The following is a 15,013-nucleotide window of genomic DNA, read 5'->3' on the forward strand; positions in this document are numbered from 1 at the left end:
TTTTGCATTTCGTTATCAATTGAATTTAAAAAAATATTCATTACATATGAGTACTACAACACAATACGTTCCTTATAAAGTTAAGGATATCTCCCTTGCAGAATGGGGAAGAAAAGAAATTACCCTTGCAGAAGCAGAAATGCCAGGTCTGATGTCTATCCGTGAAGAATACGGTCCGTCTCAGCCACTTAAGGGAGCCAGAATTGCAGGATGTCTTCACATGACGATCCAGACGGCAGTGCTTATCGAGACATTGGTGGCTTTAGGAGCTGAAGTTACGTGGTCTTCTTGTAATATTTTCTCAACCCAGGATCACGCTGCTGCTGCTATTGCTGCTGCCGGAATCCCTGTATATGCATGGAAAGGTCTTAATGAAGAGGAATTCGACTGGTGTATTGAGCAGACTTTATTCTTCGGTGAAGACAGAAAACCATTAAACATGATTCTTGATGATGGTGGAGACTTAACAAACATGGTGTTTGACAAGTATCCTGAACTGACAAAAGATATCAAAGGACTTTCTGAAGAAACAACGACGGGAGTACACAGATTATACGAAAGAATGAAGAACGGAACTTTGGTAATGCCTGCTATCAACGTAAACGATTCTGTCACTAAATCTAAATTCGACAACAAATACGGATGTAAAGAATCTGCAGTAGATGCTGTAAGAAGAGCTACCGACGTAATGTTAGCCGGAAAAAGAGTGGTAGTTTGCGGATACGGAGACGTAGGTAAAGGTACTGCTGCTTCTTTCAGAGGAGCGGGTTCTATCGTTACTGTAACTGAAATTGATCCGATCTGTGCCCTTCAGGCTGCAATGGACGGATACGAAGTAAAAAGATTAGATACAGTAGTAGATAATGCAGATATCATCATCACGACAACGGGTAACTTCAACATTGTAAGAGGAGAGCACTTCCTGAAAATGAAAGATAAGGCGATCGTTTGTAATATCGGTCACTTCGATAATGAAATCGATATGGCTTGGTTGAACCAAAACTACGGTCAGACTAAATCTGAAGTGAAACCTCAGGTAGACATCTACACGATCGAAGGAAAAGAAATAATCATCCTTGCAGAAGGTAGATTGGTAAACTTAGGATGCGCTACAGGTCATCCGAGTTTTGTAATGTCTAACTCTTTCTCTAACCAGACTTTGGCTCAGATCGAACTTTGGAACAACTCTGCTGCTTACAAAAACGAAGTATATATGCTTCCTAAGCACTTAGATGAAAAAGTAGCGGCTTTACACCTTAAAAAATTAAGCGTAGAGCTTGAAACCCTTTCACCTGAACAAGCTGAGTATATCGGAGTAGAAGTACAAGGGCCATTCAAACCTGAGTACTACAGATACTAAAATTCAGATAATTCTATCATATGATCCCGCTATTTTGAATAGTGGGATTTTTTGTTAATGATGTATTCCGGATTATCTTTTTACATTAAGAAGCTATTCCTTCTATCTGCTCCTACTCCTCATGCCGGCCACTCCGGTAGGCAAGCCCGGGCTCTCACATGCTTATTGCGGGGTAACCGCTACTATCAGGGCTAGTTAATAGACAACCCGTGACAAATATAAGTCTCTGATTATAAAGACCCACTCATCATCATTCTTTTTCTGAATCCCGTATTTTACCCGTATTTGGAATTCAAACCATTTGATATTTCTAAAAATTGGATATATTTACCCCCTAAATAAAACATTAACACATGAAAAAACAAAGAGTATCGAATGCGTTTGTCGCAGCATCGTGGGTCGCATTGGGAGCAGGAATGATTGGGTATATCGTAGGTCTTGCAAGAGCAGAAATGTTGCTCAACGAAAAAGGGTATTATTTTACCATTTTATTATACGGGTTATTTGCCGTTGTTTCTTTACAGAAAGCCGTCCGTGACAAATTAGAAAACATTCAGGTTACTGATATTTACTATGGCATTTGTTGGTTTGCCACACTGTCTTCTATTGTGTTACTGGCTATTGGCCTCTGGAATGCTACCCTGCTTCCAAGTGAAAAAGGTTTCTATGCCTTTGCTTTTTTACTGGCCCTTTTCGGTGCAATTGCCGTTCAGAAAAACACCAGGGATAATATGGTACAGGAATAAACGTAGCTCTGCGGTGCTGGAAACTTTTTATGAACTTCATTTTAAAAGAGACCAGAACCCTTTTAAATTCACAAAAAATAAAGAAAGCCTCACTCTAACCGTGAGGCTTATATTTTTAAGTTTACAATAAACTATAGGTCAAAATGGTTGGGGTGCTGAGCTTTAATATCATCAACGGTTCCCAGTACTTTATCTTTCAAAGAGTCCTGGTATTTCTGAAGATTTTCAGCTACCTTTTCATCGGCACTTCCCAAAATTTTCGCGGCTAAAATACCTGCATTCAATGCTCCGTTCAGGGCAACTGTTGCCACCGGAATGCCTCCTGGCATCTGGAGAATTGATAATACAGAGTCCCAGCCGTCGATAGAATTACTTGATAAAATCGGAACGCCTATGACCGGAAGTGTCGTACAGCTGGCCACCATTCCCGGAAGATGTGCTGCTCCTCCTGCTCCTGCAACAATAACTTTAAGCCCCCTTTCTTTAGCAGTCTTTGCATAATCGAACATTCTTTCAGGTGTTCGGTGTGCCGAAACTACAGTTAATTCGTACGGGATATCCAGACTTTTCAGAAAATTTGCTGCCTGTTCCATAATCGGCAGATCGCTCTGACTGCCCATAATAATTCCTACCATCTTCAATTTTATTAGATGTTCAAAGATAAAAAATTAAATGTTAAGATGATTCCGGATCAGTCTAAAAAGCAGCGGAGGTTGGAATATTTACACCTATATTATGTACATATAACACAGATTTTTCACTATTCCTGCCGATTATTTTAGGAAAGCACATGTTGGAATCAACTTCTTTGATTATTTCTAGGCATATTCGCCTTCATAAAGATTCATCAGCGACTTTGTTGCTATTTTATTGGCGAAAAATTCCATCTGTGTTCTTATAATTTAAAGCATCTGTACCCATCCGGTATTAACTCAAGTGACTATATTTGCTTTTACATCATTTTAAATTGAAAGATTACAAACTTACTCTGGCCATTTTTACCGTTGCTATTGTTTGGGGAACCACCTTTTTGTCAATCCGGGTTGCAGTAGAGACGATTCCCGCATGGTTTGTCGCTGGCATCCGTCAATTTCTCGCTTCTTTAATCATGTTTATGATCCTGATGTACAGAGGAGAATTTAAGTGGATAGGCTGGAAAAATCTAAAATACCAGATTATCTTCTCTCTGCTGATGCTGGTAATTGCTAACGGGATGACAACCGTGGCAGAAGAGGAAGTGACGAGCAGCCTGACTTCCCTTATAAGTGCCTGCTCACCTATTCTTGTATTTCTCGGAAGCTTAGCATTGGGACTTCAAAAGTTCAGCTGGCGCGCTTTTGTTGGCGTGATGATGTGTTTTAGCGGAATTATCTTTATATTCTGGGATGGCATTAATGATCTCAAAAACCCCGATTATGCAATGGGAATTATCTTCTTGTTTATAGCTATTGCAGGCTGGGCATCAGGAACTATTTTTACAAAAAAACTGAATCTTCACAATGGAAATATCTCCCTGAATTTATTTTATCAGTTTTTGTTTGCCGGAATTGTTCAGTTGATATTTGCTTTTTTATTTTCAGAAAATTATAATTTCGGAAACTGGACTTTAAAAAGTATTTCAGCGATGCTTTATTTATCCATATTTGGATCAGTTGCTGCATTTTTTGCATTTCACTATGCACTTACCAAAATTTCCCCAGTACAGGTTTCTATACTTGCTTACATCAATACTGTCATTTCAATATTCCTAAGCTGGTTAATCCTTGGAGAACATATATCATTTAAATTTATTATTGCTGCCGTACTCATTATATTAGGGGTTTTTATTATTAACTATAAACCCGAAATGTTTAAAAGGGAAAAGCTGACCACTTAAAAAATGTGATTGATAAATAATAATATGCTATCATCATTTGTAAATTACATTGATCTTCAACCATTTTAAAAACAAATCCGGCCATTCTCCGGTATTGGTATTTTTTTTACCCAATCCCCAACCATGTCCGCCCGATTGAAATACATGCAGCTCTGCAGGAATTTTATTATTTTTCAGGGCCCCGTACATCAGGATACTGTTTTCTACCGGGGAAATAGGATCGTCTTCAGACTGGGCAAGAAAAGTGATTGGAGTTTGTGCGGTCACCTGCTTTTCAACTGAATAGGCAGTCTGCTCTTTGGCATCTGATGATTTCCCCAGTAAAGATTTAAAAGAATGCGTAATGTTATAGGGAGGCAACATTGATACCACAGGATAAATCATTGCTGTAAAGTCAGGCCGGGCAGACAGCTGATCGATGGCATCTTGTGGCGGATAATACACCTTATCAAAAGTAGAAGAAATATAGCCGGCAAGATGGCCACCTGCCGAAAAGCCCAGAACACCAATTTTATCAGGATCAATATTATATTTCCCTGCATGACTTCTGATGATCCGCAAGGCCCGCTGGGCATCCTGAAACGGAACTGTTTTTGTAGCCCATCCCTCCACAGGAAGCCTGTAAATCAGTTCAAAAGCAGTAATTCCCTGTGATTGCAGCCACTCTCCGGCAGGATTCCCTTCAGAACCCGATTCGATGTGTGCATATCCTCCTCCGCTTATCACCAAAACAGCAATTCCGTTAGGATTTGCAGGTTGATGAACTAATAATCTAGGAGTACTGATATTAGTGAAAGAACCTTTTGAAGAAATTTTGTTTTCACCCTGAGGTCCCGGCCCGTCGGGAATAACCTTCCAAAGAGCAATAGAAGGCAATTGTGCTTTAACTGAAAAGTCATTCAGTCCTGAAAAAAATTGGCCAAATAACAAAAGAGACAACAGAACATTTTTCATTCAATTTAATTTTTATCCTCAATATTACTCCAAAAACCTTACCTGGTGTATAAAACTGCGTTTCAGCCCATTAAAGATAGATAAAAACGGATAGCTCCCTGCCTGATTTTTATATTCTCTTCATTTTTCATATATTGTATACTCAACTCTATAATATGCAAAAAAACACATTTTTTATTCTTCTCGCTGCCTCTTTTCTTTTGGTAAGCTGTGATTACAAAGAAAAAGAAAAGAACCTGACAGACAGAGAAAAACAATTATTGGAAAAAGAAAAAATCTTTGCAAAGAAAGAATCTGAATATCAGTCCCTCGTCAAAATGAGAGACAGCATTTTTGCAAAAAAAGATTCTGTAGTTATTGCTACATGGCCAGCAGAAATTTCAGGTCCATGGAACGGTAAAGTAATCTGTACAGAATCCAACTGCAGTGACTACGCCATAGGTGATCAACGTACCGATATCTGGGAATTCGATAACGATCCCACGCAACCTGTTACCAAAATTATTAATAACAACAATCTGATCAGGCTGTACACCGGTAAGTTTGAGAATAATGAAATTAAACTTTCTTTCAAAACCGATTCTACAGCTAAGAAGAATGTAGAAATGAATGTCTTACTGAATGACATTTCAGACAACAAAATCAAAGGAACAAGAACCGTTACTTCCGATGGCTGTACGGCTAAGTTTTCTGTTGAATTAGTACGTTCCACAAAATAAGCACATATGATTTTACTGAGCATACACAATCTGAGTTTTCCCATTGAAGATCCGGTATTAAAGTTCCTGTTGGTACTGGTCATCATTCTCGCAGCTCCATTATTACTGAATAAAATTAAAGTCCCTCATCTGCTGGGGCTCATCATAGCCGGAGCCGTTATTGGTCCCAACGGTTTCAATGTATTGTCGCGAGACAGCAGTATTGTCGTCACCGGAACTACGGGATTACTTTATATCATGTTTCTGGCAGGGCTCGAAATCGATATGGGAGATTTTAAAAAGAACAAATGGAAAAGTCTTACCTTTGGTATCTATACCTTTACGGTTCCTTTTGTTTTGGGATATCTCGGAGGATATTACCTGCTGCATTTTTCTATGCTGACATCCATATTATTTGCGAGTCTCTTCTCCTCCCACACTTTAATTGCCTATCCGTTAGTCAGTAAATTGGGAATTGCCAAAAATAAGGCTGTCAATATTACCGTGGGTGGTACGATGATCACAGATATTCTTGCCTTATTGGTATTAGCCGTTATTGTAGGAATGTCGCAGGGAGATGTGGGAACAGAATTCTGGGTAAAACTATCCGTTTCTTTTGTTCTTTTTGCCCTGATTGTACTGATCGTCTTCCCTATTATCGGGCGTTGGTTTTTCAAAAAAGTAGATGATAAAATCTCACAATATATCTTTGTATTGGTAATGATTTACCTGGCCGCCATGCTTGCAGAGCTAGCAGGAGTGGAAGCCATTATCGGAGCTTTCTTTGCAGGATTAGCCTTAAACAGGCTTATTCCGCACACCTCATCGTTGATGAACAGGGTTGAGTTTGTAGGAAACGCCATCTTTATTCCGTTTTTCCTGATCAGCGTGGGAATGCTGATTGATTTTAAAGTCTTTATTCAAAGCTGGGAAACGCTAGAGGTTGCGGCCATCATGCTTGTGGCATCTATTGGTGGTAAATACCTTTCAGCAGTGGCTACCCAAAAAACATTCAAACTTACCAAAGAGGAAGGAAAACTGATCTTCGGATTAAGTTCCGCTTCCGCTGCGGCAACACTGGCTTCGGTAATGGTAGGATACAACATCATTCTTTCTGAAACGGAAACCGGTGAACCAGTAAGGTTATTGAATGAGCATGTCCTGAACGGAAGCATCCTGTTGATTCTGATTTCATGTACGATCTCGTCATTTATCTCCATGTCCAGTGCTCAAAAAATCGCGGAAGCAGATAATGAAGATACTGTATCGGGAAATACCCATGAAGAGGAAAATATCCTGTTGGCCATAAACCATGAGGAGACCGTGGAAAGAATGGTTAACCTGGGAATTCTGATCAAAGCACACTCCAATACAGAAGATCTGTTTGCACTGAATGTCATTAACGAAGATAAGAATGAATCCTCTGTAAAAAATGCGGAAAAACTTCTTCATCAGGCTTCTGATGCTGCTGCGGCTGCAGATGTCAAACTTCAGGCTCTCAAAAGGTATGATAACGATGTGATCAATGGGGTCAACAACGTGATCAAAGAACAGAAAATTACGGATCTTATTATCGGATTAGAAGATGAAAAAGGCTTCTCACCTTCTTTTGTGTATAATTTATACAACGGCTATCTTCAGAATGATGATGCCAATGTACTGGTTTATCATGCTGCACAACCTCTTTCTACGATTAAAAAGTATGCCGTGATGCTTCCTGAAAATGCCCATAAAGAGGCAGGATTCTTCCATGCGCTTCTAAGAGTCTGGAATATTGCCAGAAATTCCGGCGCTACGATGGTATTCTATGCTCCTGAAAATATTCTGGACATCCTTCAGAAAATCATCAAAAAAGCCAATATTGAAGCGGAATTCATCATTATGAATACATGGCAGGACGGTGAAAGAACGGCCGCTCAACTGAAAGATGATGAAGCATTGATTATCTTCATGGCCAAAAGGGGAATGAAATCATATATTCCGAGAATGAGGCTTATCCCGGAGCTCCTGAACAGGTACCTGAATGACAATAATTATCTTTTGATATTCCCATTCTCCGAATATGATAAAAACAGTCCTGAAATACGTTCTGTAGGCAATCACGGAGATTTTGTCGAGATCGGAAATGTGATTCAGAAGATCTTTAAATAAAGGAGGGAAGCCGAAAGTTACGTTGATTAAGCAAAGAAGAGAGCTGTTTTTTTACAAATCCATGTAGTCATTAGCCTAAGTAAGCAAGGAAAGCTTAAATTATCAATGCAATCAATAAGATTTTCTCTATCAGCATTAAAAAAAGCAAAAAGTAATTACCAGCTTCCCGCTTCCAACCTTTTCATTATAATAAAAAACTATTTTTTGTTCAAAATTACAATTCATTGAAAACAAAGAAGGCATTCCTTGTCACAGCTGCTTTAAATGCACAATTATCATTTGCCCAGTTTGCCAAAGTTGTAGATCAGGATGGCTATGTCAACGTAAGAGAAACCGCAGATGCAAACAGTACAATTGTGGGAAAGATCAATTCCGATGAGATTGTGTATGTATTTGATCCCAACAATAAAAATTGGGCTAATGTGAGCAATGGCTATATTCATAATTCAAGACTGAAATATATAGAATCCTACCCGGCTGTTCCATCTACTATGCGTGATGCAGGCAAAGCGATTTTTAGATCAGGAAATATTAAAGTAAATATTACTTCCGGAAAATTTAATTTTAAAGAAAATGAAAAGGATTTCACCTCAACACTGTATGGAGATTTCTATAAAGAACAGCAGGTTTGGGGATTAGACGGAACAATTCCAAAAACTCATTATCTTTCCATCACCGCACAGATCGGAGATAAAGAGATTGAAATTCCGGCCAAGGAGATCGAAAATCTTTTTGAAGTCAATAATACATCCACAAAATGCTATTATGACCGTACCAATGATATTTTGTATATCTCAATGCTCAACTCTGACGGTGCCGGTGCCTATGTAGCTCTTTTTACTATTGAAAAAGGCCAATATAAAGGAAGGACGCTGGAGATTCCATTTTAAAAAATATATAAATAAAAATAGCTGCAGATTATCTCTACAGCTATTTTTATATCTTGTTATTTCAACTATTCAGAAATCACTCTTACCATTCCCTTCACCATGACAAGCTTTTCCATCAGCTCTTCCCTGGAATCAGCAAGAACATTGATATGCCCCATTTTTCTTCCCGGTTTGGTTTCTGTTTTTCCGTACAAATGGATATAGGTCTCCGGTAACTGAAGAACGTCTTCCATTCCTTCATAGATTACTTTTCCGGCATAGCCTTCTGCGCCTACCAGATTCAGCATTCCGCTGTACGTGATTGCGTCAGTATCTGCCAGAGGAAGATTCTTAACAACGCGGTACATCTGTTCAAACTGTGAATTGGTATTCCCTTCCTGGCTCTGGTGTCCTGAATTGTGAAGTCTTGGTGCTGTTTCATTTACCCAAACTTTTCCTTCTTTATCAAGAAATAACTCGATGGCAAAAAGTCCCGGAGAGTTGACAGCATTTAAAAACTTCTCTGTAATCACATCAATTTGCTGCTGAACATTTTCTGTCAACAATACAGGACATACATTGAAATCAAGAAGATTTAATTTAGGATCTGCAACCATTTCCGTTACCGGGAAAATATTGGTTTCTCCTTTTTCGTTTCTGGCAACAATCACAGAAAGCTCCTTATCAATATCTACAAGACTCTCTATTACAGAAGCTTCTGTCCAGATATGCTGATAATCCTCCTCAGTTCTGATCACCTGCACCCCTTTTCCGTCATATCCTCCGGTATTCATTTTCTGAACAAACGGTAATGGCATGATAATTTTCTCTTCACTGTTCCATACTACCTGAAATTCCGGACTTGGTATATCGTGGGCTTTATAAAATTCCTTTTGAAGGATTTTTTGCTGGATAGTTTTGATAATACTGGCGTTGGGAACTACTTTTATCCCTTGTTTTTCCAATTCAGCCAACGCATCTGCATTTACATGTTCTATTTCAATTGTTACAACGTCTTTGTCTTTTCCAAAATTCAGAACGGTATCATAGTCATTGAAATTTCCCTGTGTAAAATACGAGATATTATGACATGGGGCATCAGAAGCCGGATCCAGAGTATAAAACTCATCATCATACTTCAGTGCGCTTTGTATCAACATTCTTCCCAGCTGTCCGCCTCCCAGAATTCCTATTTTCATTTTTTATTTTTATTAGATTCTTTCTTATTGAACTTTATCAATTTTTAAATATCCCAGCCCCATTGGGTTCTCCTGATTTTCTGCATCAGATTTGGTAAGGACGATTGAGTATTTTTCTTTCATTTTTTCCGGAAGGATATCATTAACATTAAAAATATCGTCTATATCTACCCCATGTTTATCATCGATGTGGCTTACTGCTCCTTCAAAGCCCATGGTCTGATAAAATTCAGTAGCTTTTGCTCTTTTCACAATCTCTCCCATAGATTGGCCAACCATCAGATGCTGCTCATGAAATTCTTCGAAAAAACCGGGCTTATAGCCTCCTAAATTAAGGAAGTACAGTTGTTGCTCGGATGTTTTTTCTCCTTTTTCTACAATTTTCACTGCATAACCATCTGCGAATCTTACTTCCTGATGACAATCAATGTGGATTTTGCCTTCCGCTTCTTTCCAGAAGTCTTTCATCTCCGGAACAAGATCTTTAAGACTCTCGGCAATTCCGAAAAATACGTCATGCTGCTCAATATTTCTCCCTTTTGGGGTAGCCCCAAGGATGACATAAAATAATTTCATTTCATTTTTCATGCATACAAAAATACGTTAAATTTATCTTTTTCAAATGTTTGGCAGACTACAACAATAATTTTATATTTGTAGTATTATTTGTAGTATGTCAGAAATTATCATACTCTTCCTGGGCGCAATTTCCGCCGGTCTGTTGGGTTCGCTTACAGGTTTAGGAGGAGGGGTTATCATTATTCCCTTATTAACGCTGGGTTTCGGCGTCCCAATGCATTATGCTATCGGAGCATCATTGATCTCTGTCATCGGAACATCTTCCGGTGCAGCGGTAGCTTTTGTTAAAGAAGGTTTTACCAATATGCGGATTGGTATGTTCCTTGAAATTGCCACTACTGCGGGAGCGATTATCGGTGCTTTGGTTTCAGGAATGCTAAATCCCAATACCATCGGAATCATTTTTGCCAGCATCCTGCTTCTGACAGTTATCCTTAACCTTAAGGGAAAACCGGATCATCAGGAACCTTTAATCAAGGGAAGTCTGGAAGAAAAACTGAAATTGTTCGGAACTTTTCCGGATAAAGGTGTACTGAAAAGTTATTCTGCAAGAAATACCGTTCCAGGATTTTTAATGATGATGTTTGCAGGCGCAATGTCTGGTCTTTTAGGAATTGGTTCGGGAGCGTTAAAGGTTTTGGCAATGGATAATATGATGAAGCTGCCTTTCAAGGTTTCCACCACTACGAGTAATTTTATGATCGGGGTAACGGCGGTTGCCAGTGCACTGATCTATTTCCAGAGGGGTGAAATTATTCCGGTAATTGTGGCTCCTGTACTTATTGGGGTTGTGATAGGGAGTTTTATCGGCTCAAAGACCTTAATGGTATCCAAGACGAAAAAACTTAAAGTATTTTTTGCAATTGTCATTACCATTCTTTCCATCTATATGATGTATAACGGAATCAATAAAAGCTTCAGATAATGAAAAAGAATTTCACAGACGTTGATCTGAACCGCTCGGTAGGAAATCTCCTCAGGTTAGGGGGTAATTTTATCTGTAGCCACTTCACTGGTAGGTTTTATCAAGTTATTTATTGAAGGTTTTGAAATGCCTAAAAAATACAGCTGCCTGAACGTAGGAACCTCTTCAGAAAAGGTATGGGGACATTTCTGGAATTCATTATGTAAAGGGGAAGGTACGGCCATCATTCAATTGGGTATTCTTCTTTTGATTTTTACGCCATTAATGAGAATTGTATTTGCTTTAATAGGATATTTAAAAGAAAAAGACTACGTCTATGTAGTCATTTCTTCTATTGTTTTAACGATTATGGCAGTAAGCTTCTTTGCGGGCTATGCTCACTAAGTTTTACATTTCATAAAATTCCAGCGGCAATTGATCGGGATCTTGGGTAAAGAAAAATTCTTTTCCGGTGAATTCATCTATCCTGATGTCTTCACAATCCAGACCCTTGTCTATTAACTCATTTCGTTTTTCACTAACATTTTCCACTGAAAAAGCAAGATGCCTTAATCCGCAGGCTTCAGGTCGCGATGGCCTTTGAGGCGGATCAGGAAAAGAAAATAATTCAATGACGTAATGATCCCCGATAGCGAGGTCAAGTTTGTAAGATTCCCTTTCTTCACGATAAACCTCACGGATAATATTCAGCTCGAGTACTTCTGTGTAAAACTTTTTTGATACTTCATAATCTGAACAAATGATGGCGATATGATGAATTTTCATTATTAATTTTTATTATCGTTGATATATATTATTCGATTTCCTTGCAATGATCTTTTCTCCTGGTATCAATGATATACTGAATTTTCCATTCATTATTCTGTTGAACGAGCTGAAAACTATTAGCCCCGCAATGGGAAAATTTACCTTTCAGATAAAAAGAGTAAGGAGTGAATACACTGGCAAGATTACCATCTGTATGCACAGCCTCTACGATGATTTTCTCCTCCAGATCTCCCTGGGAAAATTTTGAAACAGATGTTATAAAATCCTTTATACTGTCAGTTTTCACCACTCCGTCTTTTGTTATGGTTTGAAGAACTGCATTTTCTGTAAATACGGTCTTGAGTAAATCAGTATCTGCATTTTTCATGGCAAGAAAGAGGTTGCGGATAGGTTTTTCTATTCCCTTATTCTGTTGACTGAAACACATGGCAACCATCAAAAGAAAAATGCCGGTAAGTTTATTCATAGCGGTAGTATATGTGAATAAAAATATAAAAATAAATGTAAATAATGAGCAAATTTTTAAAAGTCATTTCCGTTGAATTGTGATAAAATAGTTATTTTAGCTACAGAATTTTGATATGTGGATTATTTATCTTACGCTCGGCGTACTTTTATTAATTTTAACCATTCTTCCGAAGATCCAAAACCCGCATTGGATATTCAGAGCTCCTGAATTTGCTAAGATACAGGTCACCTACCTTATATTTTTCACATTCTTGATAGGTTTTTTGATTGATCATGCAGATACAGATTTATGGTATTACCAGGGCTTTTTGATGGTTTTACTGGTGTATCACAGCAATACCCTCATCAGATATACTCCACTCTATCCTGTAAAAAGGCACCACCCGCAATATAAATCATCTGAAAAGATTCATTTCGTTTCGGCCAATGTTTATCAGTTTAATAAAGAATATGGGAGATTTTCAAAACTGATTGAAAAATACAGTCCCGATTTTTTTATGACGATGGAAAGTAATGGTGACTGGGAAAAAGCATTAAGACCACTGGAAAAAAAGTATCCGTATCATCATAAGGTAACTCTGGAATATACATATGGAATGCATTTCTACTCCCGCATTGAAATCACAGAGGCTCATACTCATTATTTTGTAGCAGATGACATTCCAAGTATTGAGATTCATATGAAAACAAATGATGGTTTTTCTTTTGTTTTCTTTGGTGTTCACCCGCCACCGCCCAGTCCAACGGAGGAAGAAACGTCAAAAGAGAGGGATGGTGATCTTTTAAGTACTGCCAAGCAAATAAAAGGGATCAATAAACCGGTTGTTGTGGCTGGAGACTTTAATAATGTAGCATGGTCCAGATCATCAATTCTTTTCCGGAAGACCAGTCATTTGATTGATCCGAGAATCGGACATTCTTTTGTCTCTACTTTCCATGCTAAATATCGTATGTTAAGATTTCCTATTGACCTGATGTTTCACAGTGAAAATATTTTCATTAAGCAATTAAAGACCCTTGAAAATTTCGGCTCGGATCACTTGCCCGTGTACTGTGAATTTTTCATCGATCATCATAATGATGAACAGGAAGATCTTGTGGAAACAGCCACTGCAGAAGAAAAGGCAGAAGCTGAAAAAATTATAGAAGAAGGAAAGCAGGAGAATGGCGAAAGGGAAGCTATTGTGACAGAAGACGAATAAAAAAGCGGACTAATGTCCGCTCCATCGAATATTTTATTTGTCAAAATCGGATCACATCCTTCACTACCCCATTTTTCTGAGTATGTTGAAGAAGCTCAGCATTGATAAATGTTTTGATTTCTTCCTCAGAGCCATCATTAGGGAACAAAAGATGTACATTGGCACCCGCATCCAAAGTAAAGAATAAGGGAAGACGGGTTTCTCTTCTAAAATCCCATATTTTGTTGATCACTTCCAAAGTTCCTGTCTTCATCAGGATGAAGGCCGGATCACTCATCATCATCATGGCATGAAGGGTGAGTGCTTCATGCTCTACCAGTTTGATAAAACGATCCATATCACCTGTTTTTAAGATCTCTTTCATCGGAACGAAATTTTCTCTCGCCTCCTGAAATCTTCTTTCGGCGTAAGGGTTCGTTTTCATCAGGCCGTGTCCTACCGTAGAAGATACACTTTTCTGTCCTTCATGGATCAATAAAACCCAGTCATTAAAATTTTTGAAAACTTCATGAATTTCAGTATCAGGATAAGATACGGCAAATAAGTCTGAACTTCCTTCCACCTCATCAGTTTCTCCCCACACGATAAGTCCGTTATACAGACTCCTGCAGGCACTTCCACTTCCCAGTCTTGCTAAAAATGAAGCTTTTTTCAAAGATTCATCTTCATTTATTTTCCCTGTAAAGGTATTATCCAGTTTCATCAGGCATTTTGCTATGGCACCAAATCCTGAAGCGGAACTTGCAATTCCTGAACTGTGGGGAAATGTATTTTCAGTTCTGATAATATATTTCCCTTTCAAAATCCATGGAAGATATTGTTCGATATTTTTGAAATATTTTTCTATTTTTTCAGCAAACTTCGCCTCTTCATTTCCTACCAGAAAAGTCTTTACAGAAAAAGGTTCTCCTGCTACAAACTCCATTGCTGTATTGGTTTTGCAGTGATTTAAGGTAAAACTGATACTTGGATTGGCAGGCATCTGATCTGCATACTTGCCCCAATATTTGATCAAAGCAATATTAGACGGACAGCTCTCTGAAACGGTTTGTGAGGAGACTGTAAAATCCTGTTTTCCTATAAATTGTGTTGTCATAATTTCATGTAAATACTATTTAAACCACCCCGTCAAATCTACGATTTGACACCCCTCCAGAGGAGGGGAATTTTCACATTTTCAACAGAAACATTCGTGAAAACCGGAATCATATTGATGGA

Annotated in this window: 15 protein-coding genes and 1 pseudogene; 9 read left to right on the forward strand and 7 right to left on the reverse strand. The window is 38.4% G+C overall.

Translation table 11 applies throughout. The features are described 5' to 3' along the window. Positions 1–46: 46 nt before the first annotated feature. Both H3Z85_01395 and H3Z85_01400 read left to right on the forward strand, forming a co-directional pair. Positions 47–1,360 carry an adenosylhomocysteinase gene (locus tag H3Z85_01395; GenBank protein QPQ52196.1) on the forward strand — a complete coding sequence of 438 codons (1,314 nt, stop codon included), beginning with the start codon at positions 47–49 and terminating at the stop codon, positions 1,358–1,360. 353 nt (positions 1,361–1,713) lie between these two features. Further along, entirely contained in the window at positions 1,714–2,106 is a 393-nt protein-coding gene (locus H3Z85_01400) for a hypothetical protein (GenBank protein QPQ52197.1), read from the forward strand. Between the two features lie 131 nt (positions 2,107–2,237). Here the strand turns inward: H3Z85_01400 and purE are convergent, their stop codons facing one another. After that, positions 2,238–2,741 carry a 5-(carboxyamino)imidazole ribonucleotide mutase gene (purE, locus tag H3Z85_01405; protein QPQ52198.1) on the reverse strand — a complete coding sequence of 168 codons (504 nt, stop codon included), beginning with the start codon at positions 2,739–2,741 and terminating at the stop codon, positions 2,238–2,240. A gap of 332 nt (positions 2,742–3,073) precedes the next feature. Here purE and H3Z85_01410 point away from each other — a divergent pair, with 332 nt between their 5' ends. Then, positions 3,074–3,982 (forward strand): EamA family transporter, encoded by a 909-nt coding sequence (locus tag H3Z85_01410; protein ID QPQ52199.1) that lies wholly within the window; start codon positions 3,074–3,076, stop codon positions 3,980–3,982. A 33-nt stretch (positions 3,983–4,015) separates the two neighbouring features. On the opposite strand, the gene H3Z85_01415 is transcribed toward H3Z85_01410, so the two are convergent. After that, positions 4,016–4,936, reverse strand: a complete 921-nt coding sequence (locus H3Z85_01415) for an alpha/beta hydrolase (GenBank protein ID QPQ52200.1) — start codon at positions 4,934–4,936, stop codon at positions 4,016–4,018. A 155-nt stretch (positions 4,937–5,091) separates the two neighbouring features. Between H3Z85_01415 and H3Z85_01420 the strand changes: the two genes are divergently transcribed. The 3 genes from H3Z85_01420 (at position 5,092) to H3Z85_01430 (ending at position 8,675) form a co-directional block, all read left to right on the forward strand. After that, positions 5,092–5,655, forward strand: a complete 564-nt coding sequence (locus tag H3Z85_01420; protein QPQ52201.1) for a hypothetical protein — start codon at positions 5,092–5,094, stop codon at positions 5,653–5,655. A gap of 6 nt (positions 5,656–5,661) precedes the next feature. After that, a complete protein-coding gene (locus H3Z85_01425; GenBank protein QPQ52202.1) occupies positions 5,662–7,785 on the forward strand; it encodes a cation:proton antiporter in 2,124 nt (707 codons plus the stop codon). A 224-nt stretch (positions 7,786–8,009) separates the two neighbouring features. Next, positions 8,010–8,675, forward strand: coding sequence for an SH3 domain-containing protein (locus H3Z85_01430; GenBank protein QPQ52203.1), 666 nt, complete (start codon positions 8,010–8,012; stop codon positions 8,673–8,675). Between the two features lie 65 nt (positions 8,676–8,740). Here the strand turns inward: H3Z85_01430 and H3Z85_01435 are convergent, their stop codons facing one another. Both H3Z85_01435 and H3Z85_01440 read right to left on the reverse strand, forming a co-directional pair. Continuing rightward, positions 8,741–9,853, reverse strand: coding sequence for a 5-(carboxyamino)imidazole ribonucleotide synthase (locus H3Z85_01435; protein ID QPQ52204.1), 1,113 nt, complete (start codon positions 9,851–9,853; stop codon positions 8,741–8,743). A 24-nt stretch (positions 9,854–9,877) separates the two neighbouring features. Next, the gene (locus H3Z85_01440; protein QPQ52205.1) at positions 9,878–10,429 is read right to left on the reverse strand and encodes a DUF1543 domain-containing protein; all 552 of its coding nucleotides are present in this window, start codon (positions 10,427–10,429) and stop codon (positions 9,878–9,880) included. A gap of 97 nt (positions 10,430–10,526) precedes the next feature. Here H3Z85_01440 and H3Z85_01445 point away from each other — a divergent pair, with 97 nt between their 5' ends. Together H3Z85_01445 and H3Z85_01450 are read left to right on the forward strand one after the other, a co-directional pair. Further along, positions 10,527–11,357, forward strand: coding sequence for a sulfite exporter TauE/SafE family protein (locus H3Z85_01445; protein ID QPQ52206.1), 831 nt, complete (start codon positions 10,527–10,529; stop codon positions 11,355–11,357). Next, positions 11,357–11,741 (forward strand): annotated as a pseudogene (locus H3Z85_01450) (DUF1634 domain-containing protein). The gene H3Z85_01445 and the pseudogene H3Z85_01450 overlap by 1 nt, the downstream one beginning before the upstream one ends. Positions 11,742–11,744: 3 nt before the next feature. Here the strand turns inward: H3Z85_01450 and H3Z85_01455 are convergent. Further along, on the reverse strand, positions 11,745–12,122 hold the full coding sequence (locus H3Z85_01455) for a VOC family protein (GenBank protein ID QPQ52207.1): 378 nt from the start codon (positions 12,120–12,122) through the stop codon (positions 11,745–11,747). Between the two features lie 28 nt (positions 12,123–12,150). After that, entirely contained in the window at positions 12,151–12,591 is a 441-nt protein-coding gene (locus H3Z85_01460) for a nuclear transport factor 2 family protein (protein QPQ52208.1), read from the reverse strand. 115 nt (positions 12,592–12,706) lie between these two features. On the opposite strand from H3Z85_01460, the gene H3Z85_01465 reads away from it, so the two are divergent. Further along, positions 12,707–13,795, forward strand: a complete 1,089-nt coding sequence (locus tag H3Z85_01465; GenBank protein ID QPQ52209.1) for an endonuclease/exonuclease/phosphatase family protein — start codon at positions 12,707–12,709, stop codon at positions 13,793–13,795. A gap of 40 nt (positions 13,796–13,835) precedes the next feature. On the opposite strand, the gene H3Z85_01470 is transcribed toward H3Z85_01465, so the two are convergent. After that, a complete protein-coding gene (locus H3Z85_01470) occupies positions 13,836–14,891 on the reverse strand; it encodes a diphosphomevalonate decarboxylase (GenBank protein QPQ52210.1) in 1,056 nt (351 codons plus the stop codon). Positions 14,892–15,013 lie beyond the last annotated feature (122 nt).

It is taken from the genome of Chryseobacterium indologenes (genome assembly GCA_016025055.1).
Lineage (GTDB): Bacteria > Bacteroidota > Bacteroidia > Flavobacteriales > Weeksellaceae > Chryseobacterium > Chryseobacterium indologenes.

What these genes read in the sequence shown, in the direction of transcription:
- H3Z85_01445 (QPQ52206.1), top strand. Translation starts at nt 10,527, where the DNA reads ATGTCAGAAATTATCATACTCTTCCTGGGCGCAATTTCCGCCGGTCTG.
- H3Z85_01420 (QPQ52201.1), top strand. Translation starts at nt 5,092, where the DNA reads ATGCAAAAAAACACATTTTTTATTCTTCTCGCTGCCTCTTTTCTTTTG.
- H3Z85_01425 (QPQ52202.1), top strand. Translation starts at nt 5,662, where the DNA reads ATGATTTTACTGAGCATACACAATCTGAGTTTTCCCATTGAAGATCCG.
- H3Z85_01415 (QPQ52200.1), bottom strand. Translation starts at nt 4,936, where the DNA reads ATGAAAAATGTTCTGTTGTCTCTTTTGTTATTTGGCCAATTTTTTTCA.
- H3Z85_01400 (QPQ52197.1), top strand. Translation starts at nt 1,714, where the DNA reads ATGAAAAAACAAAGAGTATCGAATGCGTTTGTCGCAGCATCGTGGGTC.
- H3Z85_01460 (QPQ52208.1), bottom strand. Translation starts at nt 12,591, where the DNA reads ATGAATAAACTTACCGGCATTTTTCTTTTGATGGTTGCCATGTGTTTC.
- H3Z85_01465 (QPQ52209.1), top strand. Translation starts at nt 12,707, where the DNA reads ATGTGGATTATTTATCTTACGCTCGGCGTACTTTTATTAATTTTAACC.
- purE (QPQ52198.1), bottom strand. Translation starts at nt 2,741, where the DNA reads ATGGTAGGAATTATTATGGGCAGTCAGAGCGATCTGCCGATTATGGAA.
- H3Z85_01455 (QPQ52207.1), bottom strand. Translation starts at nt 12,122, where the DNA reads ATGAAAATTCATCATATCGCCATCATTTGTTCAGATTATGAAGTATCA.
- H3Z85_01470 (QPQ52210.1), bottom strand. Translation starts at nt 14,891, where the DNA reads ATGACAACACAATTTATAGGAAAACAGGATTTTACAGTCTCCTCACAA.
- H3Z85_01435 (QPQ52204.1), bottom strand. Translation starts at nt 9,853, where the DNA reads ATGAAAATAGGAATTCTGGGAGGCGGACAGCTGGGAAGAATGTTGATA.
- H3Z85_01440 (QPQ52205.1), bottom strand. Translation starts at nt 10,429, where the DNA reads ATGAAATTATTTTATGTCATCCTTGGGGCTACCCCAAAAGGGAGAAAT.
- H3Z85_01395 (QPQ52196.1), top strand. Translation starts at nt 47, where the DNA reads ATGAGTACTACAACACAATACGTTCCTTATAAAGTTAAGGATATCTCC.